General features: G+C 70.9%; 23 protein-coding genes. 12 read left to right on the top strand and 11 right to left on the bottom strand.

Annotated elements, in window-relative coordinates; all coding sequences use genetic code 11:
• Nucleotides 1-81: 81 nt before the first annotated feature.
• The 7 genes from ABZV06_RS19590 to ABZV06_RS19560 all read left to right on the top strand — a co-directional run bounded on the left by ABZV06_RS19590 (nucleotide 82) and on the right by ABZV06_RS19560 (nucleotide 6,505).
• The gene (locus tag ABZV06_RS19590; protein ID WP_278151289.1) at nucleotides 82-318 is read left to right on the top strand and encodes an HTH domain-containing protein; all 237 of its coding nucleotides are present in this window, start codon (nucleotides 82-84) and stop codon (nucleotides 316-318) included.
• Nucleotides 318-896, top strand: coding sequence for a Clp protease N-terminal domain-containing protein (locus ABZV06_RS19585; protein ID WP_355234782.1), 579 nt, complete (start codon nucleotides 318-320; stop codon nucleotides 894-896). The genes ABZV06_RS19590 and ABZV06_RS19585 overlap by 1 nt, the downstream gene beginning before the upstream one ends.
• Nucleotides 897-989: 93 nt before the next feature.
• Complete coding sequence (locus ABZV06_RS19580) at nucleotides 990-1,994, top strand: diacylglycerol kinase family protein (RefSeq protein WP_355623076.1); 1,005 nt, start codon at nucleotides 990-992, stop codon at nucleotides 1,992-1,994.
• Nucleotides 1,987-2,988, top strand: coding sequence for a YihY/virulence factor BrkB family protein (locus tag ABZV06_RS19575; protein ID WP_355623073.1), 1,002 nt, complete (start codon nucleotides 1,987-1,989; stop codon nucleotides 2,986-2,988). The genes ABZV06_RS19580 and ABZV06_RS19575 overlap by 8 nt, the downstream gene beginning before the upstream one ends.
• Before the next feature lie 70 nt (nucleotides 2,989-3,058).
• Nucleotides 3,059-4,549 carry a phosphatase PAP2 family protein gene (locus ABZV06_RS19570; RefSeq protein ID WP_355623070.1) on the top strand — a complete coding sequence of 497 codons (1,491 nt, stop codon included), beginning with the start codon at nucleotides 3,059-3,061 and terminating at the stop codon, nucleotides 4,547-4,549.
• A gap of 9 nt (nucleotides 4,550-4,558) precedes the next feature.
• Nucleotides 4,559-5,359 (top strand): endonuclease/exonuclease/phosphatase family protein, encoded by an 801-nt coding sequence (locus ABZV06_RS19565; protein WP_355623068.1) that lies wholly within the window; start codon nucleotides 4,559-4,561, stop codon nucleotides 5,357-5,359.
• Nucleotides 5,360-5,407: 48 nt separating this feature from the next.
• Nucleotides 5,408-6,505, top strand: coding sequence for a hypothetical protein (locus tag ABZV06_RS19560; RefSeq protein WP_355623065.1), 1,098 nt, complete (start codon nucleotides 5,408-5,410; stop codon nucleotides 6,503-6,505).
• Between the two features lie 113 nt (nucleotides 6,506-6,618).
• On the opposite strand, the gene ABZV06_RS19555 is transcribed toward ABZV06_RS19560, so the two are convergent.
• Complete coding sequence (locus ABZV06_RS19555; protein ID WP_355623063.1) at nucleotides 6,619-7,476, bottom strand: alpha/beta fold hydrolase; 858 nt, start codon at nucleotides 7,474-7,476, stop codon at nucleotides 6,619-6,621.
• Complete coding sequence (locus tag ABZV06_RS19550; RefSeq protein ID WP_355623061.1) at nucleotides 7,473-8,435, bottom strand: TIGR03557 family F420-dependent LLM class oxidoreductase; 963 nt, start codon at nucleotides 8,433-8,435, stop codon at nucleotides 7,473-7,475. Before ABZV06_RS19550 ends, ABZV06_RS19555 begins: the two co-directional genes overlap by 4 nt.
• Before the next feature lie 377 nt (nucleotides 8,436-8,812).
• Here ABZV06_RS19550 and ABZV06_RS19545 point away from each other — a divergent pair, with 377 nt between their 5' ends.
• Nucleotides 8,813-10,207 carry a cellulase family glycosylhydrolase gene (locus tag ABZV06_RS19545; protein ID WP_355623058.1) on the top strand — a complete coding sequence of 465 codons (1,395 nt, stop codon included), beginning with the start codon at nucleotides 8,813-8,815 and terminating at the stop codon, nucleotides 10,205-10,207.
• A gap of 78 nt (nucleotides 10,208-10,285) precedes the next feature.
• On the opposite strand, the gene ABZV06_RS19540 is transcribed toward ABZV06_RS19545, so the two are convergent.
• The 7 genes from ABZV06_RS19540 to ABZV06_RS19510 all read right to left on the bottom strand — a co-directional run bounded on the left by ABZV06_RS19540 (nucleotide 10,286) and on the right by ABZV06_RS19510 (nucleotide 17,797).
• Complete coding sequence (locus ABZV06_RS19540; protein WP_355623055.1) at nucleotides 10,286-10,609, bottom strand: multidrug efflux SMR transporter; 324 nt, start codon at nucleotides 10,607-10,609, stop codon at nucleotides 10,286-10,288.
• A 71-nt stretch (nucleotides 10,610-10,680) separates the two neighbouring features.
• Nucleotides 10,681-11,979: a sigma-70 family RNA polymerase sigma factor gene (locus ABZV06_RS19535; protein WP_355234779.1), complete on the bottom strand. Its 1,299-nt coding sequence runs from the start codon at nucleotides 11,977-11,979 to the stop codon at nucleotides 10,681-10,683.
• A gap of 3 nt (nucleotides 11,980-11,982) precedes the next feature.
• The gene (locus ABZV06_RS19530) at nucleotides 11,983-12,384 is read right to left on the bottom strand and encodes a YciI family protein (RefSeq protein WP_355233779.1); all 402 of its coding nucleotides are present in this window, start codon (nucleotides 12,382-12,384) and stop codon (nucleotides 11,983-11,985) included.
• Between the two features lie 96 nt (nucleotides 12,385-12,480).
• Complete coding sequence (locus tag ABZV06_RS19525; RefSeq protein ID WP_355623052.1) at nucleotides 12,481-14,616, bottom strand: alpha-galactosidase; 2,136 nt, start codon at nucleotides 14,614-14,616, stop codon at nucleotides 12,481-12,483.
• On the bottom strand, nucleotides 14,613-15,494 hold the full coding sequence (locus tag ABZV06_RS19520; protein ID WP_355233775.1) for a carbohydrate ABC transporter permease: 882 nt from the start codon (nucleotides 15,492-15,494) through the stop codon (nucleotides 14,613-14,615). The genes ABZV06_RS19525 and ABZV06_RS19520 overlap by 4 nt, the downstream gene beginning before the upstream one ends.
• Entirely contained in the window at nucleotides 15,491-16,447 is a 957-nt protein-coding gene (locus ABZV06_RS19515) for a sugar ABC transporter permease (protein WP_355623049.1), read from the bottom strand. Before ABZV06_RS19515 ends, ABZV06_RS19520 begins: the two co-directional genes overlap by 4 nt.
• A gap of 21 nt (nucleotides 16,448-16,468) precedes the next feature.
• Nucleotides 16,469-17,797 (bottom strand): ABC transporter substrate-binding protein, encoded by a 1,329-nt coding sequence (locus ABZV06_RS19510; protein WP_355233771.1) that lies wholly within the window; start codon nucleotides 17,795-17,797, stop codon nucleotides 16,469-16,471.
• A gap of 284 nt (nucleotides 17,798-18,081) precedes the next feature.
• Here ABZV06_RS19510 and ABZV06_RS19505 point away from each other — a divergent pair, with 284 nt between their 5' ends.
• Together ABZV06_RS19505 and ABZV06_RS19500 are read left to right on the top strand one after the other, a co-directional pair.
• Nucleotides 18,082-20,073, top strand: coding sequence for a beta-galactosidase (locus ABZV06_RS19505; protein WP_355623046.1), 1,992 nt, complete (start codon nucleotides 18,082-18,084; stop codon nucleotides 20,071-20,073).
• 37 nt (nucleotides 20,074-20,110) lie between these two features.
• The gene (locus ABZV06_RS19500) at nucleotides 20,111-20,884 is read left to right on the top strand and encodes a DeoR/GlpR family DNA-binding transcription regulator (RefSeq protein WP_355233767.1); all 774 of its coding nucleotides are present in this window, start codon (nucleotides 20,111-20,113) and stop codon (nucleotides 20,882-20,884) included.
• Between the two features lie 84 nt (nucleotides 20,885-20,968).
• On the opposite strand, the gene ABZV06_RS19495 is transcribed toward ABZV06_RS19500, so the two are convergent.
• Both ABZV06_RS19495 and ABZV06_RS19490 read right to left on the bottom strand, forming a co-directional pair.
• The gene (locus ABZV06_RS19495; RefSeq protein WP_355234776.1) at nucleotides 20,969-21,226 is read right to left on the bottom strand and encodes a hypothetical protein; all 258 of its coding nucleotides are present in this window, start codon (nucleotides 21,224-21,226) and stop codon (nucleotides 20,969-20,971) included.
• A gap of 92 nt (nucleotides 21,227-21,318) precedes the next feature.
• Nucleotides 21,319-21,567 carry a DivIVA domain-containing protein gene (locus tag ABZV06_RS19490; RefSeq protein ID WP_355623043.1) on the bottom strand — a complete coding sequence of 83 codons (249 nt, stop codon included), beginning with the start codon at nucleotides 21,565-21,567 and terminating at the stop codon, nucleotides 21,319-21,321.
• Between the two features lie 335 nt (nucleotides 21,568-21,902).
• Between ABZV06_RS19490 and ABZV06_RS19485 the strand changes: the two genes are divergently transcribed.
• Nucleotides 21,903-22,772: a helix-turn-helix transcriptional regulator gene (locus ABZV06_RS19485; RefSeq protein WP_355623040.1), complete on the top strand. Its 870-nt coding sequence runs from the start codon at nucleotides 21,903-21,905 to the stop codon at nucleotides 22,770-22,772.
• Nucleotides 22,769-22,990, top strand: coding sequence for a DUF397 domain-containing protein (locus ABZV06_RS19480; RefSeq protein ID WP_355233761.1), 222 nt, complete (start codon nucleotides 22,769-22,771; stop codon nucleotides 22,988-22,990). Before ABZV06_RS19485 ends, ABZV06_RS19480 begins: the two co-directional genes overlap by 4 nt.
• Nucleotides 22,991-23,015 lie beyond the last annotated feature (25 nt).

Genomic DNA, 23,015 nt, shown 5'->3' with positions numbered 1-23,015 from the left:
AACCCTCGTGGAGTACGCGGACCCGAGGCGTTCTGTCAACAAATGTTGACAGCAGTGGCGTTGTCAACGTATGTTGACGACATGAGTCAGGCGACGGAACTCGCGGCGGCAGCCGGCAGCACCGACCCCCGGGTCGGGCTGCGTGCCGTCCGCGCGCTGCGCCGGCTGCTCGAGCGACTTGAGGTGGTGCAGGTGGACAACGCCCGTCGACAGGGCTGGTCCTGGCAGGAGATCGCCGACGCGCTCGAGGTCAGCCGGCAGGCCGTGCACAAGAAGCACGCCGGGCGACCGGCGGTCAACACATCCTGGGAGGCGTGATGTTCGAACGGTTCACCGACCGGGCACGTGACGTGGTCCGGCGGGCGCTGGAGGAGGCGCGGGCCGAGGGCCGGCGGCCGATCGGCACCGAACACCTGCTGCTCGCCCTGCTCAGCGACGAGGACGGCCTCGCCGGCCGCGTGCTGGCCGACGCCGGGGTACGCGCCGACGACCTGCGCGACCGGGTCCGCCGGCACACCACGGGCGGGGGTGCCGGCCTCGGCGACGCGGACGCGGCCGCGCTGCGCGAGATCGGCATCGACCTGGCCGCGATCGTGGCCCGCATCGAGCAGTCCTTCGGCCCCGACGCGCTGCGCGAGGCGGTACCCGCGCCGCGTCGCCGCTGGGGGCGTCGCCGCTACCTGGGCGGGCCGTTCTCGCCCCGGTCGAAGAAGGCCCTGGAGCTGTCGCTGCGCGAGGCGATACGGCTGCGCCACAAGCACATCGGCACCGAGCACATCCTGCTCGGGGTGCTGCGCGAGGGTCAGGGGCTGGGCGCGCTGGTGCTCACCGAGGCAGGGGTCGACCTCGACGATCTGCGTCGCCGGGTGGAGACCGCGCTGCGGACGGCGGCGTGACTGTCGCGTACGCGTTGAAACCTGTCTGTGGCACTTCCGACGCCGGCGGCTCGCCGGGTCGCTGACGGCGGCCCGGTGCTGCACACTGACGCCGTGGATGCTGGACAGGACAGGCGCCCCTCGGGTGGCGACGGTGGGCTGCGCTCGGCAGTGGTGGTCAACCCGGCGAAGGTCGCCGATCTCGACAAGCTGCGCCGCACCGTGAACGACGCTCTGGCTGTCGCCGGGTGGCCCGAGCCGCAGTGGTTCGAGACGACCGTCGACGACCCGGGCCGGGGCCAGACCGAGCAGGCCGTCAAGGCCGGCGTCGACCTGGTCTTCGCCTGTGGCGGCGACGGCACCGTGATGTCCTGCGTCAGCGCGCTCGTCGGCACCGACGTGGCCCTCGCCGTGCTGCCGCAGGGCACCGGCAACCTGCTCGCCGCCAACCTCGGTCTCTCCACCGACCTCGCGGCGGGGCTCCAGGTCGCCGTCGAACGCGGTCGGCGGCTGCTCGACGTCGGCGCGGTCGAGGACCAGTACTTCACCGTGATGGCCGGCATGGGCTTCGACGCCAAGATGCTCGAGGCCACCAACGAGACCACCAAGGCCCGCATCGGCTGGCCGGCGTACGTCGTGGGTGCCATGAAGCACCTGCGCGACCGGCCGATGCGGGTGCAGATCCGCATCGACGACCGCCCGCCGGTGCGTCGCCGGGTCCGCTCGGTGCTGATCGCCAACGTCGGCCGGCTGCAGGGCGGCGTTCACCTGCTCACCGAGGCCGAGCCGGACGACGGCTGGCTCGACGTCGCCGTCCTCACCCCGCGTAACCTGCGCCACTGGCTCGCGCTCGGCTGGGCCGTGATCCGCCGCAGCGGCCAGGTGCCGCAGATGGAGGTCTTCCGCGGCCGAACGGTGGTGGTCACCAGCAACCGCCCGCAGCCGCGGGAGCTCGACGGCGACCTCATCGCCCCCGGTCGGCGGTTGCACGCCGAGATCCGGCCACAGGCGCTGTGGCTCTGCGTCCCGCAGCCCGAGGACGCCCCCGACCTGTCCGACGACGCGCAGAGCGCAGGGGAGCGGGGCGAGCGGCTGATCGAGGAAGCCCGCCGTGAGTAGCACCCGTCTCGTTCCGGAGACCCGGATGATGGCCGACGAGGAGCTGTCGGCCGACGACGCCTGGCGCACACTGCGCCGCAAGGGCGGCTGGCACCTGCTGCGCGACGCGTTCATCCGGTTCCGCTACGGGGACGGGTTCAGCCACTCCCGCGCGTTCGCGTTGCAGCTCTGCCTCGCCGTCGTGCCGTTCCTCATCGCGCTGACCGGTCTGATCAGCGAGCTGGGCGTCGAGGAGGGCGGCCGGGTCGTCGCCGACACCGTGCTGGCCCTCACCCCCGGCCAGAGCTCCGAGGTCGTCGGCGAACTGCTCGGCGAGGGCGAACGCGTCGAGGACGCGGGGGAGCTGGCCCTCACCCTCGGTCTGCTCACCGGCCTGGTCGCGCTGACCACCACGATGGCTCAGATCGAGCGCGGGGCCAACCGCATCTACGGCGTCGAGCGGGACCGCCCGGCCCTGTGGAAATACCTGCGGGCGGCCGTCCTGGCGGTCACCGCCGGTCTGCCCGCGCTGGCCGGCTTCCTGATCCTCGTCGGCGGCGGGGCGATGGGCGACTCGGTGCGCGAGCACTACGAGTGGGGTGAGCTGGCCAACGTCGTCTGGAACGTGATCCGGTTCCCGTTGAGCCTCGGCCTGACCGTGCTCGCCGTGGCGGTGCTGTTCCGGCACGCGCCGCGTCGCAACCAGCCGGGCCTGTCCTGGCTGTTCTTCGGCGCGGGCATCGCCACGGCCCTGTGGTGGCTGGCCAGCCTGCTGCTCGCCGCGTACGTCAAGTTCAGCGACGGCTTCGGCCAGACCTACGGCGCGTTGACCGGCATGATGGCGCTGCTGCTCTGGGCCAACCTGACCGGTATGGCGCTCTTCGGCGGGCTGGCCTTCGCCGCCCAGTTGGAGGCGCTGCGCATCGGCGTGCAGGAGCCGGCGCAGCCCGACCTGTGGGAACCCGAGGCCGACCGGGCCGAGCTGTTCGACACCGGGGACATGTCGGCGCTCTGAGCGCGTTCGGGTGTACGCCGCACGCGGATCGGGTACCTCGCCTCGCCAGGTACGACAAGGGAGGTGCGGGGTGACCGCGGTCAAAGAGGTGGCTCGGCGTCCGATCGGTCACTTCGCCGAACGGAGCATCGCCGGGCTGGTCGCCGTCATCGGCGCCGGTGCGGCGTTCGGATTGTTGCTGTTGCTCGTCCGGGTGCGGTGGAGCCCGTTGCAGGACGCCGACCGCGCGGTCGCCGAGTGGTTCAACTCGCTCGTCGCCCCACACCATGCGCTGGTCACCGTGCTCCAGGCGGTGACCGACCTGGGTGGCCGGCCGATTCTCATCTGGCTGGTCGCGATCCCCGCGATCGGTCTGCTGATCCGGCGGCAGCCGCGGCTGGCCGTCTACCTGATCGTCACGGGCGTCGGCGGGCTGATCCTCGACCCGTCGCTCAAGACGCTCGTCGGTCGGCTCCGCCCGGTGGTGGACGCCCCGGTAGCCAGCGCTCCCGGCAACAGCTTCCCGAGCGGGCACGCGCTCGGCTCGATCGTCGCGTACGGAGCGCTGCTGCTGGTGTTCCTGCCGGCGATGGCACCCCGCTGGCGTAAGCCCGCGATCGTCGGCGTCGGCGTGCTGGTGGTCCTGATCGGGCTGACCCGGATCGCGCTGGGCGTGCACTTCGTCTCCGACGTGCTGGCGGCCTGGCTGCTCGGGGCCGCCTGGCTGGGCGTCACCGCGTACGCCTTCCGGCTCTGGCGGCGTGAGCGCGGCAAGCCGGTGCCGCCGCTGACCGAGGGCCTGGAGCCGGAGGCGGGGCACGACATCGCCATCGCCCCGGCCGAGGAGCGCGTGCTGGCCCACCCCCGCTCGGCGGTGGCCGAACTGCTGGTCGGCTGGGTGCTCGTGTTCGGCGCGCTGTACGGCTTCGGCACGTACGTCAGCTTCCACGCCAAGGGCACCTTCTTCGACACGCTGGACACGGAGGTGCCCCGCTGGTTCGCCGACCGGCACACCGACGTGCTGACCGACGTGAGCTGGTGGTGGAGCAAGTTCGGTGACACCCACGCCATCCTGCTCATCTCGCTGGTGTTCTGCCCGCTGGTGCTCGCGGTGTGGCGGCGGTGGCGGCCCGTGCTGTTCGTGGTGCTGGCGATGGTCGGTGAGCTGACCCTGTTCCTCGCCGCGGCGCGGGCGGTCGACCGGCCGCGCCCGCCGGTGGAGAACCTGGACGGGCAGATGCCCACCTCCTCGTTCCCGTCCGGGCACATCGCGGCGACGATCTGCGTCTGGCTGGCGATCACCCTCATCGTGTTCCCGCGTACCGACCGCTGGTGGCGGTGGATCTTCGTGGCGCTGGCCGTGATCATGCCGGCCGGGGTGGCCACCTCCCGGATGTACCGGGGGATGCACCACCCGACCGACTTCATGGGTGCGATCCTGCTCTCCGCGCTCTGGATCGGCCTGCTCTACCTCGTGATCCGCCCCAACGCCGACCTGGCGGAGGGCAACCAACCGGCCATCGAGTCGGAGGACGTGGACACCCTCGACGACGAGCTGGCCCGCGCCGGCCGACCCGACTGAGGTACCGCGATGCTGCGGGTGATGACCTGGAACATCCGCACCGGCGGACGGGACCGTGGCGGCCCCGACCGGCTGGATCGGGTGGTCCAGGTCGTCAACCAGCAGATGCCGGACGTGCTGGCCCTGCAGGAGCTGCGCGGCTTCGACCAGGCCGGGCTGATGGCCAGTGTGGCGGATCGGGTCGGGATGACACCCCACCTGGCCCGATCCTGCTTCGGGCAGCCGGTGGCGGTCCTGGTCCGGCCGCCGTACCGGGTCGTCGACGCGGGGACGCTGCGTCGGCCGTTCCACCACGCCGCCGCCCGCGTCGTGGTGTCCACCGCCGCCGGGCCGCTCACCGTGCTCGGCACCCACCTCTGGCCGTACTCCGGGGGACGCCGACGGATGGAGGTCGACTGGCTGGTCGCTGCCCTGCGCCGCGCCCCCGGGCCGTTGACGCTGCTCGCTGGTGACCTCAACTCGCTCGACCCGACTGTCGACCACACCGCTCGTCTCGCCGGTCTGCCCGCCCTCTACCGGAAACGGCACCTGCGCAGACGCGGTGACGCCGTGGACACCCGCGCGGTCGCCCGGCTGCTCGCCGCCGACCTGGTCGACCTGTGGCCGTCCGCCAACGCCGGCGCGCCGGAGGCCGCGGGCCTGACCGTCCCCACCCGCTTCGGGGGCGCGGAGTTCGCCGGGATGCGGCTGGACTACCTGTTCGGCAGCCGTGCGGTGGCCGAGCGGGCGCGGGACTGCCGGGTGATCCGTGACGCGGCCACGGACACCGCCTCCGACCACTATCCACTCCTGGTCACCCTCGATCTGTGACCAGAAGGGGCACTCGGCGAATGGCGCCGCCGGGCTACCGTGCGCATCGTGACCGACCGCCCCGCCATCCGCTCGTCGCTGCCCGGGCCGCCGGCCGAGCCGCCGGAGACGCTTGCGGGCCGAGGCCCGGCGGCTGTTCGCACGATCGAGCCGGCCGCCGTCGAGTTCCCGCTCGTCGCGGCCCTCGCGCGCGGTGTCGCGCTGGTCCTGGTGCTGCCGGTACGCCTGCTGTGGGAGTTGTTCGCGGCTGCCGGTCGGCTGGTGCACCGGCACCTGCTCACCCCGGCGGGACGATTCCTGCGCGACTGGCTGGTGGCCCCGCTGGTCTGGGCCCTGCACCGGCTGCTGTGGCGTCCGCTGCTCTGGTGCGCCCATCACCTGCTGTGGCGTCCGCTGCGCTGGATGGCCCGCAATCTCGTGTGGCTGCCGCTGGTGTGGCTGGGGCGGGGTGTGGCGTGGGTGGCTCGTACCCTCGTGTGGCTGCCGCTGGTGTGGGTGGCCCGCACGCTTGTCTGGCTGCCGCTGGTGTGGCTGGCGTCCGCCCTCGCCTGGGCGGTCCGCACGGTCCTCTGGTCGCCGCTGGTGTGGTTGGTCCGCCACGGGTTGCGCCCGCCTCTGGTGGCCCTCGGACGCGTGCTGGCCTGGCTCGCCGAGCACCTGGTCCTGCGGCCGCTGCGCTGGCTGGGTGCCACCCTCGCCCCCGCTGGACGGCTGCTGTGGCGCGGCGTCGTCGCGCTCGCCGGGGCGGTGGCCGCCGCGCTCGTCGCGCTGGCGCGTGGGGCCTGGTGGGTCGTCGTCGCGCTGGCGCGTGGGGTCTGGTGGCTCGTCGTCAGGTTCGTCCGGCTGGTCGTCGCCGCGCTGGTGGGGGCGTGGCGGGCCGCCGGCTGGCTGCTGCGGTGGGTCTACCGACTGCTGCTGCGCCCGGTCGGGCTCGGGCTGCGCTGGCTGTGGCGGCACACCGTCCGTCCACTGCTGTCGGGCATCCGCTGGGTCCTGTCGGTGACGGTGGTGCCGGCGGCGCGCGGCCTGCGATCGGTCTGGCGGGCCACCGTGACGCCGGCGGCCCGCTGGACCCGCCGCGCGGTGCTCGACCCGGCCCGGGTGGCCTCCCGCGAGGTGCTCGGCGCGCTGGGGCTGCGCCGCTGACCACGACTCACAGCACCAGGTTGAGCAGTACGGTCAGCACCACCGAGGCCACGATCGAGAAGAGGATCATCAGGAGGCAGCCGAGGCCACCACCGAGCGGGCGGATCTCCGTGTTACCGAAGCGCATGCGGTTCACCTTCCCTGAGTGCGGGTTGCGGGCTGAGCAGATGGCGGATCGCGTCCGCGACGGCCGTCGGTGCGGTGGTGACCACGTTGTGCGCCGCACCCGGCACGACGGTGAGGTGGCCGTCGGGCACGAGCCGGGCCGCCTGCGCACGCCACCGCGTCGGTGCGATTGGGTCACGACCGCCGGTCACCACGAGCGTCGGCGCGGCGATCCGCACGAGGTCGGCCTCGATCGCGTTGCGCACCGAGTGCGACAGGGTCGCGAAGACCCGCCAGGGCCGGGCGTCCCAGATGTCCCGGACCAGGATCGGCGCCTGCAACGCGGCCTCGCGCAGGGTGTCCACCAGCCACCTGCCGAACAGTGCTCGTCGGGACCGGGCGACCGGGTCGCTGGTCGGCCCGGCCAGGACCAGCGCGCGTACCGCCTCCGGGTGGGTCGCCGCGAGCGCGGCGGCGACCTCCGCGCCGAACGAGTGCCCCACCAGGCAGACCGGCGGCAGTTGGTACGCGGCCAGCCAGGCGGCCAGGTGCTCGGCGTGCCGGGCCACGTCGTACGCGCCCCGGGGGTGTTCGCTCAGACCGAAGCCGGGCAGGTCCGGGACGTACACCGGGTGGGTGGCGGCGAGCGCGACGGCCAGCGGGGTGAGATAACGGTGCGAGACGGCCAGGCCGTGCACCAGCACCACGGGCGGCGCCCCGGCGCCCGGATCGGCGCCGCGACGCGTGTGGGTGCGCAGTCCGTCGACGAGCCGCCAGTCGCTGGTGAGACCGGCGGCCGGCCGGGGAGCGGCCAGGGCGAGCCGCAGCTCGGCCACCCCGAAGCGGCCGGGCGCCGTCGACCTCACAGCTCTCGGAGCCGGGGCAGTAGCTGATCCTGCGCCCAGTCCAGGAACATCGGCTGGTTCTCCCCGCCGACCTGGATGATCGCCACGTGTGTGAAGCCGGCGTCGACGAACTTGCTGAATGCCTCGACATGGGCTTCCACGTCCGGGCCGCAGGAGATGCCCTCGGCGACGTCCTCCTCCCGGACGAACTGGGTGGCGGCGGCGAAGGACTCCGGCCCCGGCAGGTCGGCGTTGACCTTCCAGCCCATTCTGAACCAGCGGAACTGGTCGTGCACGATCTTGCGGCACTCGGCCTCGTCCGGGCCGTAGCAGATCGCCACCTGCCCGTAGCGGGGCTGACCGGCGCCGCCGGCGTCGTCGTACATCTCGATGATGTGCCGGTCGGGCTCGGTGGAGACGAGACCGTTGCCGTACTCCGCGGCCAGCGTGGCCGACTGCCGGCCGGAGGCGGCGATCGCCATCGGGACCGGTCGCTCGGGGCGGTCCCAGACGTAGGCGTCGGGGACGTCGAAGTGGTTGCCGGAGAAGGTCAACGTCTCGCCGTTGAGGAGCGGGCGGATGATCTGCAACGCCTCCTCGAACATCTCGTGGCGCTGCTGCACGTGGGGCCAACCGCCGACCACGTGCTCGTTGAGGTTCTCCCCGGCGCCCAGGCCGAGGGTGAACCGCCCGTCCGAGAGCGCTCCGATGGTGCTGGCCTTCTGGGCGACCACGGCCGGGTGGTAACGGCGGATCGGGCAGGTCACGAAGGACATCAGCTCCGCGCGGGAGGTGGCGTGCGCCACCGCGCCGAGCACGGACCAGGCGTACGGGGAGTGGCCCTGGGACTCCAGCCACGGGTAGTAGTGGTCAGAGATCACCAATTGGTCGAAGCCGGCCGCCTCGGCCCGCACCGCGTGGTCCACGAGTTGCTTCGGACCGGCCTGCTCGCACATCAGGGTGTAGCCGACGCTCACCATCCCGGTATCTCCTTCTCGCTGACGGTTCGTCCCGGGATACCCAGGTCAGCTTCGGTCAACCCTCCCGTCCCGTTCTCCTCGGGTGCTGCTTGACGGATGCTCCGGACCCGCCTACGGTCCTCTTAACCGGTTAAGACCCTCGGTGTGGCGCACATCCTGTGGTGGGGATGACCGCCCCGTGACGGCCTGCGTTCGCGCGGGCCGTCACGGCTGTCCGCCCCTTCGAGGCGCCTACTGAACCGGTTGCGAGGACCGATCCATCGCCCTAGGCTGATGCGCGCCGCCGGGAGCCGGGCGGCGGCTGCCGGGCTGCAGCCGCCTTCCCCTGTCGCATCCCCACCCCTGCCGGGCATCGGGGGTCCTCCCTGAGGAAGGCCATGAAGACTCGACTCTCCGCCGTCGGCGCCGCCCTGCTCGCGCTGCTCCTCGCCGTGCTGGCGTTCGGCCAACCGGCGCACGCCGCAGCCGGCTTCTCCGTCGCGGGCGGCAAGCTGTACGACGCCAACGGCGCCGAATTCGTCATGCGCGGCGTCAACCACGCGCACACCTGGTACCCGCAGCAGACCAGTTCGTTCGCCGACGTCAAGGCGCTCGGCGCGAACACCGTGCGGGTGGTGCTCGCCAGCGGTGACCGCTGGACCCGCAACACCAACGCCGACGTCGCCAACGTCATCTCACTGTGCAGGGCCAACCGGCTGATCTGTGTGCTGGAGGTCCACGACACCACCGGGTACGGCGAGCAGAGCGGCGCGATCACCCTGGACCGTGCCGTCGACTACTGGCTCAGCCTGAAGGACGTGCTGGTCGGCCAGGAGCGGTACGTCATCGTGAACGTCGGCAACGAGCCGTACGGCAACCAGAACTACGCCTCGTGGGCCACCGACAGCGCCAACGCGATCAAGCGGCTGCGGGCTGGCGGCCTGACCCACACGATCATGGTGGACGCCCCGAACTGGGGCCAGGACTGGTCGTTCACGATGCGCGACAACGCCGCGTCGGTCTTCGCCGCCGACCCGGCCCGCAACACGCTCTTCTCCATCCACATGTACGGCGTCTTCGACACCGCTGCCGAGATCACCGACTACCTGGGCCGATTCCGTACGGCGGGGCTGCCCATCGTGGTCGGTGAGTTCGGCTTCAACCACTCCGACGGCGACCCGGACGAGGACACCATCCTCGCGTACAGCCAGGCCAACGGGATCGGTTGGCTCGGTTGGTCGTGGAGCGGCAACGGCGGCGGCGTCGAGTATCTCGACATGGCCACCGCGTTCAACCCGGCCAGCCTGACCAGTTGGGGGCAGCGGGTCTTCAACGGCGTCAACGGCATCCGGCAGACCTCCCGCGAGGCCACCGTCTTCGGCGGCACCCCACCGCCGACCACCCCGCCTCCGACGACGCCCCCTCCGACGACGCCTCCTCCCACGACGCCTCCTCCGACCACGCCCCCGCCGACGACCACTCCGCCGCCCGTCGGTGGCTGCACGGCGACCTACACCGTCACCAACCAGTGGCAGGGCGGCTTCCAGGCAGAGGTACGCGTCACCGCCGGCGCGTCGGCGATCACCGGGTGGACCACCCGGTGGACCCTCGCCAACGGCCAGAGCGTCACGCAGTCCTGGAACGCGACGGTGACCAGCAGCGGCTCCACGGTGACCGCGCGGAACGTCGACTACAACGGCCGACTGGCCGCCGGTGCGAGCGCCAGCTTCGGCTTCCTCGGCGCGTGGACCGGAACCAACCCGACACCGCAGGTGAGCTGCACCGCGAGCTGAGCACGTCAGGCGACCGACGCCAGGTGGCCGGGCCCGTACCGGGCCCGGCCATCGCGTCCTTCGGCAGCCCGAGCCCGGTCAGTGCTGCGCGCCGGTCAGGTTCACGATGACCACGCCGGCGATGATCAGGGCGATGCCCACGAGCTTGACCAGCCCGACCGACTCGCCCAGGAACACCGCGCCGATCGCCACGATGGCCGCGGTGCCCAGACCCGACCAGAGGGCGTACGCGACACCGACCGGTATCTCCTTGACCGCCTGGGCGAGCAGGAGGAACGCCAGCGCGTAACCGGCGAGGCAGCCCAGTGTCGGCCAGATGCGGCTGAACCCGGCGGTGCTCTTGATCAGACTGGTGGCGATCACCTCGGCGAGGATGGCGATTCCCAGCAACACGTACGCCATCAGCCCTCGCCGTCCTCGGTGGTCGGTGACACCGTCGGTGCCAGGCTAACGCCGCGGTGAGCCGGTCGGCTTCAGGGCGTGTCGAGCCGGTGCGCCGCCTCGGTGGGTGCTGGTCCGCCCCGGGGCTCGGCGGCGAGGCGGGCGGCACGCATGGTGAGGTAACGCTGTTCGGGAAGGCTGCTGGTGCGGCCGGCGGCGTCCCGGTAGTCCGCGACTGCCCGCTCCCGGTCGCCGGCCATCTCGTGCAGGTGCGCGCGGACGGCGGGCAGCCGATGGTGTCCGACCAGTCGGGGATCGTCGGCCAGCGCGTCGAGGGCGCTCAGGCCGGCTGCGGGTCCGTGTGCCATGGCGATCGCGACGGCCCGGTTGAGCGCCACCACCGGGGTGCCGGCCAGCCGATCGAGCACGTCGTACAGCGCCAGGATCTGGGGCCAGTCGGTCGCCTCGGTGCTGGGGGCCTCGTCGTGCAGCGCGGCGATGGCGGCCTGCACCTGGTAGGGGCCGACCGGGCCGCGCGGCAGCGCCCGCGTGACCAGTGCGATGCCTTCGACGATGGCCGCCGCGTCCCAGCGGCTGCGGTCCTGTTCGGCCAGCGAGATCAGCTCTCCGGAGGGCCCGGTCCGCGCCGGACTGCGGGCCTCGGTGAGCAGCAGCAACGCGAGCAGTCCGGTGGTCTCGCTGTCGTCGGGCAGGTGCGAGTGCAGCGCCCGGGTCAGCCGGATCGCCTCGGCCGCGAGGTCGACACGGCGCAGGTCCGGGCCGGCGCTGACGGTGTGCCCCTCGGTGAAGATCAGGTAGAGCACCTGCCGGACGGCGGCCAGCCGATCGGCCCGCTCCGCCTCCTCGGGCATCCGGAACGGCAGCCCGGACGCCCGGATCCGCTGCTTGGCCCGGCTGATCCGCTGGGCCATGGTCGCCTCGGGCACCAGGAACGCGCGGGCGATCTCGGCCGTACTCAGTCCGCCGACCGCGCGCAGGGTCAACGCGACCGCCGACGCGGGGGCGAGTGCCGGGTGGCAGCAGAGGAAGAGCAGGACCAGGCCGTCGTCCCGCTCGGCGGTCAACTCCTCGTCCGGGGCCGGCGCGTACCGCCGGTCGTCCGGGTCCTGGCGGGTGACCAGGTCCTCGCGGCGACGCCGGGCCTGCTCCCCGCGGATCAGTTCGATCATCCGGCGGTAGCCGACCTGGATCAGCCAGCCGCGTGGGTTGGTCGGCAGCCCGTCGGCCGGCCACTGGGTGACGGCGGCGAGCAGCGCCTCCTGTACGGCGTCCTCGGCGGTGGCGAAGTCACCGAACCGGCGGGCGAGCACGCCGAGGACCTGCGGCGCCAACTCGCGCAGCAGGTCCTCGGTGCGAAGGTCGGTGGGCAGCGCTCACAGCTCCTGCGACGGGGCGGACATCACCGGGTGTACCTCGATCGGCATGTTCAGCGGCCGACCGCCGGGGCCGGGCGCGGTGGAGATGTGCGCGGCCAGCTCCACCGCCCGCTGCGGGCTGTCGACGTCGACGATCCAGTAGCCGGCGAGGAACTCCTTCGTCTCGGCGAACGGCCCCTCGGTGACGACCGGCGCGCCGCCCTCGCCGGCGCGTACGATCCGCGCCTGCTGCGGGCCGCCGAGGCCCTGCGCGTCGACCCACTCGCCGGCGGCGGTGAGTTTCTCGTTGACCTCACCCATGAACGCGACGTGCGCGCGGACCTCGTCCTGGGTCCAGGTGTCGATGCCCGGGAAGTCGGTCCCGCTGGCGCTGAACTGCATCAACAGCATGTACTTCATCGTCTCGCTCCTCACCGCTGCGCACCATCGTCGGTGCTCTCACCCTGAGGTAGAAGCCGACCACACCGTTCTCGACACCCCGGAGGAAAGAAATTTCTAGCCGACCTCGTCGACCTCCAGGAGCAGGCTCTGCTCCGGGTGCAGCGCGGGCAGTTGTACGCCCACCCGGGCCAGCGCCGCACCGCTGAGCGTGACGCCGGACGCCAGCCAGGGCGGCGCGGACCGCTCGATGGTCGCCGGGGCCGGCACGCCCGCCACCGGCCGTACCCGGTAACGGAGCGCCGGGTCGAGGCCGGGCAGCCGTACCGCGCCGGGGGTCTCCGCCACCGACGTGGTCAGCCGGGCCACCGCGTACACCGCTCGGGTCCTGTCCTGGTCGATGACGCCGTGCGCCCAGACGGCCGGGTCCGGGTGGTCGACCCGGACCACCCGCCCGGCGTGCAGCAGCGGGCGCAGCCTCTTGTGCAACGCCACCCAGGCGGTCAGCTCGGTCTGTTCGTCGGCGCTGATCGAGGCGATGTCCCACTCGATGCCGTGGTGACCGAACAGCGCCGTGGCCGCCCGGAAACCCAGGTCGTGTACGCGGTGGGTGGTGTGCGAGCGCTGCGGGCCGACGTGTGTGCCGACGAGTTCCGGTGGCAGCAGCAGTCCGGTCCAGCGCTGGATGCTGAGGCGTTCCAGCGCGTCGTTGCAGTCGCTGGCCCAGACCCGGTCGGTGCGGGCCAGGATGGCCAGGTCCACGCGGGCGCCGCCGGACGAGCAGCTCTCGATCTCCACGCCGGGATGGCGTCGGCGCAGCTCGTCGAGGAGGCGGTAGACCGCGAGGGTCTGCCCGTGGACGCCGGGCCGGCCGTCGTGCCCCGCCTCGGTGAGGTCCCGGTTGTGGTCCCACTTGAGGTAGCTGATGGCGGGATGCTCGGTGAGCAGCGCGTCGAGGCGTTCCAGCACGTGGTCGTACGCCTCGGGGCGGCCCAGGTCGAGCACCTGCTGGTTGCGCCACGCGGGCGGCAGCCGCCCCGGCACGGTCAGCAGCCAGTCGGCGTGCGCGCGGAACAGGTCGGAGTCGGGGTTGACCATCTCCGGCTCGACCCACAGACCGAACTGAAGCCCCTGACCGGTCACGTGGTCGATGAGCGGTTGCAGGCCGTCGGGCCACACGCCCTCGTCGACGTACCAGTCGCCGAGCCCGGCGGTGTCGTCGCGTCGGCCGCGGAACCAGCCGTCGTCGAGTACGAACCGTTCCACGCCGATCCGCGCGGCGCGGTCGGCCAGGGCCCGCAGCCGGTCCAGGTCGTGGTCGAAGTAGACCGCCTCCCACACGTTGAGGGTCACCGGGCGGGGGGAGCGCGGATGTCCGGGCCGGGCCCGCAGGTGCGAGTGGAGGACGTGACTGAGCCCGTCCAACCCCTCGTCGGACCAGACGGCGTAGAGCAGCGGAGTGTCGTACGCCTCGCCGGGAGCGAGCCGGATCTCGCCGGGGGCCAGCAGTTCCCCGCCGCCGAGGGTGGACTCGCCGGTGGGTCGGCGTTCGGCGACGGTGACGTGGTCGCCGCTCCACGCGGTGTGCACAGCCCACACCTCGCCGCTGCCGAAGCCGAACCCGGCGGTGCCGGCCACCAGCAGCAGTGTGGCGTCGTGCCCGGTGCGACCGTGCCGCCCCTCGCGGACCCACGCGCCGTGCTGCCACGGGTGCCGCTGCGGGGAGCGTTCCCGGCACCAGCGGCCGGTCAGGTCGAGCAGCTCGGTGGCGACCGCCGGGACCGGGAGCACCGGCGTCAACTCCCGCAGCTCGTACGCGCCGTCGCCGTCGTTGCGGAGCCGGTGCCGGATGGTCAGCAGGCCGTGCGGGTCGAGCGTGATCTCGATGGTCAGGGCCAGCCCGGCGGCCGGGTCCGACGCCCGCACGGTGAGCAGCGCCGGAGCGTCGGCGGGCTCGTCGACATCGAGTCCGTCGAGCCGGAAGGCGGTGGACCAGTCCCGTCCGTCGCGGTGCCCGGCCAGGCCCGGTCGACCGCTCCAGCCGGCGCTCGCCTCCGGCAGCAGCGACAGCGCGGGTGGCTCGTCGAAACTGCTCGGCACCACCGGCGGCACGGTCGCTGCCACGAGCTGGCGCAGGGCGTCGTCGTCCAGGTCGCCGATGTCACCACCCCAGTGCGCCACCCGGGGCAGCCCCGGGCCGCGCGCGTCGAGCACCAGGCTGGTCCGGGCGCGGCGCAGGTGCAGGATCGTCATCCTTTGGAGGCTCCCAAGGTCAGGCCCCGGACGAAGTGTCGCTGGAGCATAAAGAAGATCACCAGGGTGGGGATCGCGACGAGCACGCTGCCCGCCGAGACCAGGTTGTTGTCGGTGAAGAACTGGCCGCGCAGGTTGTTGAGCGAGCTGGTCACCGGGAACTTGTCGCCGGTGCGCATGAGGACGGTGGCCCAGAAGAACTCGTTGTAGATCCAGGTCACCTCCAGGGTGGCCAGCGCGGCCAGGGCCGGCCGACACAGCGGCATGGTGATCTGCCAGTACTGCCGCCAGACGCTCGCCCCGTCGACCATCGCCGCCTCGTAGAGGTCGTGGGGCAGCGCCTTCATGTAGTTGCTGAGCACGAAGACGCAGAACCCGCACTGGAAGGCGACGTTGATCAGGATCAGGCCCCAGTAGCTGTCGTAGAGCAGCTCCGAGTCGCTCATGAACTCCGGCAGCGGCACCTCGGTGAAGAGCCGGAACAGCGGGATGAGCAGCGCCTGTTGTGGCAGCAGGTTGGCGGCGGTGAAGATGCCGAGCAGGACGAGGTTGATCTTCCAACTGAATCGGGCGATGACGAACGCCACGCAGGAGGCGAGAAAGAGCGTCAGCAGCACCGCCGGCACCGTGATGTAGACGGAGTTGAGGAAGTGCTTGCCGAACTCCGCCTGTTCCCAGGCCGTGACGTAGTTGTCGATGGTCCAGCCGCCGAACGAGACGTAGCCGTGGGCGGCGGTGTACTGGTACGAGCGGAACGAGGTGAGGACCGCCCAGGCGATCGGGAAGAGCCAGATCAGGGCCACGGCGATGAGGAAGCCGTGCAGCAGCATCCGCAGCGGGGTCAACCTGCGTCGGCGGATCGGGGTGTCGACGCTCATTCCCGGTTCTCCCTCATCACGGTCGCCAGGTAGATGGTGATGAAGACGAGCGAGACGACCAGCATGATCGTCGCCAGTGCCGAGCCGAAGCCGATCCGGCTCGCCTCACCCACCACGTTCTGGGTGACCAGTGCGGAGATCAACTCCAGGCCGTTGCGGCCCTTGTTGACGACCCACACCAGGTCGAACGCCCGCAGCGACTCGATCACGGTCACCACCAGCACGATGATGTTGATCGGTCGCAGCACCGGGAAGACGACCCGGAAGAACGTCCGGACCTCGGAGGCGCCGTCGACCGCGGCGGCCTCGCGCAGCGACGGGTCGACGCCCTTCAGCCCGGCCAGGTAGAGCAGCATGATGTAGCCGACGTGCCGCCAACCGGAGGCGAGCATGACCGCCCAGATGTTGACGTTCGAGTCGCCGTACCAGTCGGTGTCGGTGCCGAGGACGGCGTTGATCAGACCCTGGTCGCGGGAGTAGAGCAGCTGCCAGACGAAGCCGATCAGCGCCAGCGAGAGCACCACCGGCAGGTACAGCGCGGTCTGGTAGAAGCGGCTGCCGCGCAGCTCCTTGTCGAGCAGGACGGCCAGGAACATGCCGAACGGGGTCGCGACCACGAACAGCACGGCCAGCCACAGCAGGTTGTGCTGGACCGCCGGCACGAACGGCGGGTAGATGTTCACCACGTCGCTGTAGTTGCGCGCGCCGACGAACTCGATCTCGTTCAGAGGGCCGATGCCGTCCCAGTCGGTGCCGGACAGCACCACGGTGGCCAGCGCCGGCAGCCAGACGAGCGCGGTGACGAGCAGCAGTGGGAGGACCACCATCAGCGTGATGACCACGCGGTCGGTGGGGGACAGGAGCCGTAGCCGCCGGCGACGACCACCCGTGGAGGTGGTCGCGGCCGGCGGCGGCACGGCGTGATCCGCTTGGATCAGGGGCAGGTCGGACACGATGTCCTCCCCCTTCCGCCGTCAGTCAGTGAAGATCGACTTCTTCTGGTTCTCGATGGACGTCGTCAGACCGTCGATGTCCTTGGGGTTCTTGATGAACTGCTGGATCGCCGGGATCATCACCGTGGACGCGAAGTCCGGTCGGGTGTCCCGGTCGAGGAACTGCGCGATCTCGGTGGCCGACCCGACCAACTCGGCGGCCTTCTTCTGCAGGGCCGTGTAGCCGCCGACGTCCGCGCCACTGTTGGCGACGAGGACGGCCGGGTCGTTCTTGAGGTTGATGTCCGCGGCGGCCTTGCCACCGAAGTACTCCAGCAGCTTGCGGGCGTTGTCCTCGTTCTTGGGCTTGCGGGCCATCATGTAGCCGTCGATCGGGGCGTCCAGGGCCTTCGCGCCGATGGCCGGGTCGATCTCGGGGAAGGTGAAGAAGTCGAGGTCGTCCTGCTCGTCGTTGCTGAACTGCTGACCGACGAAGAGGCCGAGCAGGTACATGCCGCTCTTCTTCTGCTGCAACGACTGCGCGGCTTCCTGCCAGGTGCGGCCGAGGCTGTCCGGCTGGTGCAGGGGGAGCAGGCCGGCCCAGGTGTCGAAGACCTTCTTGACCTTGTCGGAGGTCCAGGCCTCCTTGCCGGCCATCAGGTCGACGTGGAACTGGTAGCCGTTGATGCGCAGGTTGAGGATGTCGAAGGTGCCCATCGCCGGCCAGCCGTCCTTGTCGGCGAACGCGATCGGGGTGAGGCCGTCCTTCTTCATCTGCGCGCCGAGCGCGGTGAACTGGTCCAGGGTGGTGGGCACCTGGTAGCCGTGCTGCTGCCACACCGACTTGCGGTAGAAGACCGCCCACGGGTAGTACGTCGCCGGGACGAAGTACTGCTTGCCGTCGTCGCCGGTGGACGCCTTCTTGAAGGCGTCCGAGTAGCCGGAGAGCTTGCCCCACACGTCGCTGATGTCGCTGGCCAGGCCCTTCTGCGCGAAGAAGCGCATCCGGTAGCCGGCGAACCAGGTGAAGACGTCGTCCGGCTTGCCCTGTAGGTAGTTGTTGATGTTCTCCTGGAACGTGTTGTGGTCGACCGTGTTGGTCGCGACCTGCACGCCGGACGAGGTCTTGAACCCGTCGGTGACCTTGGCGAGGACATCCTTGGGCTTCGGGTCGGACTGGTTCGATCCGAGCGTGACGTCCTTACTGGACCCACCGGAGTCGGAGTCGTCGCCGCAGCCGGCGAGCAGACCGGTGCTGAGCAGCGCGCCCGTGCCGGCCGCACCGGCCAGCAGCGACCGTCGGTTGATGCCGGCGACGGAGGGCGGTACGAGCCGAGCCAGATATTCGGCTTGCGATCGGGGACGGGACATCTGTGCCTCCTGCGGATGAAGAGGTGCTACGCCCTAGGGCCGTCAGGTGTGGTGAGGAGCGGTCCGGCCTGATGAATACGCATCGTGATCCACCGAGAATCCACATTGGCGAACACGATCGGCCAGTTGGGGCCTCAAGCTACCCCTCCATAGGCCGCTGTCAAGAGGTCTGTTCGCCTCTGATAACCCAGTCGTGATACGCCCGTTACGAGGTAAACGTTGGAAAGCAAGTCGATGTTGGAATCTGTTGACTTCGGTGAGTGGCCGGTGCACCCTCACCTGTCATGCGGCGATGGCAGGGTGACGGCATTTACTTCGGTGGCGACTACAACCCCGAGCAGTGGCCCGAGCAGACCTGGTCGGAGGACGTCGAGCTGATGCGACGGGCCGGGGTCAACCTGGTCTCCGTCGGCATCTTCTCCTGGGCGCTGCTGGAACCCCAGCCGGGTCGGTTCGAGTTCGGCTGGCTGGACCGGGTGCTCGACCTCCTGCACGACGGGGGCATCCAGGTCGACCTGGCCACCGCCACCGCCAGTCCGCCGCCGTGGCTGGCCCGCGCGCACCCCGAGACGCTGCCCCGCCGGGCCGACGGCGCGATTCTCTGGCCCGGTGGACGGCAGGCGTACTGCCCCAGCTCCCCGGTGTTCCGCGAACGGTCCCTGGAGTTGGTACGCGCGATCGCCGGCCGGTACGCCGAACACCCCGCCGTCGTCATGTGGCACGTCTCCAACGAGCTGGGCTGCCACAACGTGCATTGCTACTGCGACGTCAGCGCCGAGGCGTTCCGGGGGTGGCTGCGCGAGCGCTACGGCGACCTGGACCGGCTCAACGACGCCTGGGGCACCTCGTTCTGGAGCCAGCGCTACGGCGACTGGGCCGAGATCAACCCGCCGCGTACCGCGCCGACGTTCGCCAACCCCACGCAGCAGCTCGACTTCCTGCGCTTCTCCTCCGACGAGCAGCGCGCCCAACTCCGCGCCGAGCGTGCGGCGCTCACGGAACTGGTCCGCCAGCCGATCACCACCAACTTCATGATCGGTATGGACGTGAAGCATCTGGACTACCACTCCTGGGCCGACGACGTGGACCTCGTCTCCAACGACCACTACCTGACCGCCGCCGACCCGCAGGCCCACCTCGGGCTGGCGCTCGCCGCCGACCAGACCCGCGGCGTCGCCGGCGGCGAGCCCTGGCTGCTGATGGAGCACTCGACGAGCGCGGTCAACTGGCAGCCACGCAACGTGGCGAAGCTCCCCGGCCAGCTCCGCCGCAACAGCCTGGCCGACGTCGCCCGGGGCGCCGACGGCGTGCTGTTCTTCCAGTGGCGCGCCTCCCGGGCCGGCGCCGAGAAGTTCCACTCCGCGCTGGTGCCGCACGCCGGTCCGGACACCAAGGTGTTCCGCGAGGTCTGCCAGCTCGGCGCGGACCTCAAGGCCCTTGCCGAGGTACGCGGCAGTCGGGTCGACGCCGACGTGGCGATCCTTTTCGACTGGGAGGCCTGGTGGGCGGTCGAGCTGGACTCCCACCCGAGCGTCGACGTCACGTACGCCGACCGGCTCAACGCTCTCTACGCGGCGCTGTGGCGGGCCGGCGTGACCACCGACATCGTCCATCCGTCGGCCGACCTCAGCGGCTACCGGCTGGTCCTCGTACCGACCCTGTACCTCGTCCGCGACAGCGACGTCGAGGCGCTGCACCGGTTCGTGGAGGCCGGTGGCACGGCGGCGATCACCTACTTCAGCGGCATCGTCGACGAGAACGACCACATCCGCCTCGGCGGCTATCCGGGAGCGTTCCGGGACCTGCTCGGCGTACGCACCGAGGAGTTCTTCCCCCTGCGCGAGGGCGAGCGGGTCGAACTCGACGACGGCAGCACCGCCGACGTGTGGACCGAGTGGCTGCACCCCGACGACGCCGAGGTGCTGGCGTCGTACACCGACGGGCCCTTGCCGCGTGTGCCGGCGCTGACGCGACGGCCGGTCGGCGCGGGCGCCGCCTGGTACGTCGGCACCCGGCTGGACGAGCCGGCCACCGACCGGCTGGTCGCCCGACTGCTCGACGAGGCCGGCGTCCGCCCGGCGGCGCAGGCGCCGACCGGGGTGGAGGTGGTACGACGCCGCGACGGCGAGCGAAGCTGGCTGTTCGCGATCAACCACACCGACACCGAGGTACGCGTCGCCGTGCGTGGCACGGAGTTGTTGACCGGGACGCAAAGTACGGGTGAGCTGACCGTGCCGGCCGGCGAGGTGGCCGTGGTCCGCGAGGACCGGTCGTAGTGTGGTCGACGGCCACGGTGCGAAGGAGGTTCCCCAGATGCTGGCCCAGCAGCGGCAGAGCGCCATCCTCGACCTGATCCGCCAGCGCGGCGGGGTCCGGGTGAGCCACCTGGTCAGCCGGTTCGGCGTGTCCGACATGACGATTCGGCGCGACCTGGAGGTGCTGGCCGAGCGCGGCCTGGTGGACAAGGTCCACGGTGGGGCGACGCTGGCCGGGCCCGGCTCGGCCGACGAACCCGGCTTCGCCGCGAAGTCGATCCGCCAGCAGGCGGAGAAGCGGGCCATCGCCGAACGGGCGGCGACGATGGTGGAGCCGGGGATGGCCATCGCCCTGTCCGCCGGCACGACCACCGCCGCGCTGGCCACCCTGCTGTCCGACGTGCACGGCCTGACCGTGGTGACCAACTCGATCCCGGTGGCCGACGCGCTGTACCAGAACCCGCGTGCCGACCAGACTGTCGTCCTCACCGGCGGCATCCGCACCCCGTCCGACGCGCTGACCGGCCCGGTGGCCGAGGCGGCGATCAGCGCGCTCAACGTCGACCTGCTCTTCCTGGGTGTGCACGGCCTGAGCCCGCGAACGGGCTTCACCACGCCGAACCTCCTGGAGGCCGGTGTCAACCGCTGCCTCATCGGGGCCGCCCGCCGGCTGGTGGTGCTCGCCGACCACACCAAGTGGGAGACGATCGGCATCGCCACCATCGCCCCGTTGGAGGCCGCCGACGTCCTGATCACGGACGTCGGCCTACCCGCCGAGGCCCGCACCACGATCGGCGAACAGGTAGGCGAACTGGTCGTCGTCGACCCGTGACGTGATCGACCCGGATTCCTGTAAGTCGGGGTGTTCTCTTCGGCGGCACACCCCGATTTTCAGGAACACGAGTGGATCACCCGTTCACCGGCTGGCGGGCGGCGGCCAGGGGTCGTCAACGGGCAGGCAGGCGCCGCCGTGGTCCGCCTGCCGCGCGCACCGCCGGCGGTCCGGCATGATCCGGTCACAGAAAACCCACTGTCGTACGTGCTGCGCGTCCTCGGCCGACACGCTGATGCCGGCGACGTCGACCTCTGGCATCGAGGCCAGCGATCGGGCGAGTGTGCGGGCCAGATCCAGTGTCCCGGCCAGGTCGGGAACCGTCACCGGCAGGTGGATCACGTGCCGGGGTGGCGGTTCGGCCGAGTCGGTCGGCTCGGTGAAGGCCAGCACGGCGGCCCGGGGCAGCGGTACGAAGATGCGGTCCGGTGGGATCACCACTGCCGCCTCTCGGGCCAGGCACCCTGCCGGGCCCGCAGCGCACGCTTGACCCGCGCGTTCTCCTCGCTGAGCAGCGCCAGATCGTGGTGCAGCGTGGTCAGGTCGAGCGCGATCCGGTGCAGGAACCGCCGCACCTCCCGGGGGTCGAGGCCCCGCCGGCCGAAGCCCACGGTGGCGAACTGGTGGTCGCGCACGTGCCGTGGATGCAGCCGGCCGCCGTCGTAGAGCGTGCCTCTGGTCATCGGTCACCTCCCTGTCGTCGGGCCCGTGGACGCGTCGGGGTCGCGGACGCGTCCTTTTTCGTGGTAGGTATTCGTGCAAGTCGGTTCGGAGCCGGGATTCGGTCATCCCGACGCTCTAGTTGAGACCCGACGAGAGCCGGTATGCGACTGCCACTCGCGAGGCCGCCTCTCGTCACCTTCTCGGCTGTTGGCACAGCCGCGGTTGCCGTGTTTGCACCGGGCTTCCCCGGGGGCCGGCGATCACCCTCACCCGCAGGCCACGTTTCCAGTGGCCTCGGTATTGGTGCAACGACACCAATGAAGTTCGTCATGAGGGACGTCAAGAGAGGGGACCCATGCCCGCCAGGCGTGAATCGTTCGTCCAGACATTGCGTGCCCAGTGGCTCGGCCAGCAGATGCGACAGTTGCGGGAGCAGCGCGGCATCACCCTCAAGCAGGCGGCTGAGTTCCTGGAACGGGACTTCTCGTCCATCGCCCGGTGGGAGCGTGCCGAGTGGCCGTTTCGCCGGGGAGTCGTCGAATCGCTACTCGACCTCTACGGCGAGCACGACGGGCGGGAGCGGAACCGCTTTCTCCAACTCGCCGAAGATGCCTGGCGGACCGATCGGTGGGACGACGACTACGACGAGTTGGTGGACGCCTCCTTCATCGATTTTCCCTGGCTGGAGACCAGAGCCGAGCACATCTGTTCGTGGGATGCGTTCCTCATGCCGGGGCTCATGCAGACGGCTGCCTACGCGGATGCCGTGATCCGTAACGCCGAGGGGGAGCAGGCGACGGACTTCTCGATCAGCAAGTGGTTGCAATTGCGGATCGACCGTCAACGTGTGCTCACAAGGGATCCTGTCGTCCGTGTGGCAGCGGTCATCGACGAAAGTGTCCTGCGACGGCCGGTCGGAAGCCCCGCCGTCATGCGTGGCCAACTACGACACCTCGCCGAGCTGACGCGACGGCAGAACATCGATGTTCGCGTGCTGCCAACGCGAGTCGGCCTGCACGCCGGGCTTGATGGTTCGTTCGTCCTCTTCCGGATGCCCAAGCCGTATCCCGAGGTGGCCTATGCGGAGACGCTCGGCGGGCGTCGATTCATGGAATCTCCGAAGTCGAAACGCTACGCGCTTGCGTACCATCGCCTCCAGGATGTCGCGCTCGATCGGCGCGAGGCGGCCGAGCTGATCGCGAGGATCACGGAGGAACTGCCATGAACGAGTCCTTGCCGGCCGTTGCCTGGCACATCAGCACCCGAAGCAACAGCAACGGCGGGAGTTGCGTCGAGGCGGGGCCTGTTCTCGACGGGTCTGGTCGGGTGGCGGTGCGCGACAGCAAGGACCGGGCGTCCGCGACCCTCGTCTACGGCGTCAGCGGCTGGACGGCGTTCGTCAACGGGGTCAAGGACGGCGCGTTCGCGCGCACCGAGCCGTGATCGACTCGACATCGCCGATGTCGGG

Origin of the sequence: Micromonospora sp. NPDC005172, assembly GCF_040608555.1 — a bacterium.
GTDB lineage: Bacteria > Actinomycetota > Actinomycetes > Mycobacteriales > Micromonosporaceae > Micromonospora.
This window is presented reverse-complemented; position numbering and strand designations above follow the sequence as displayed.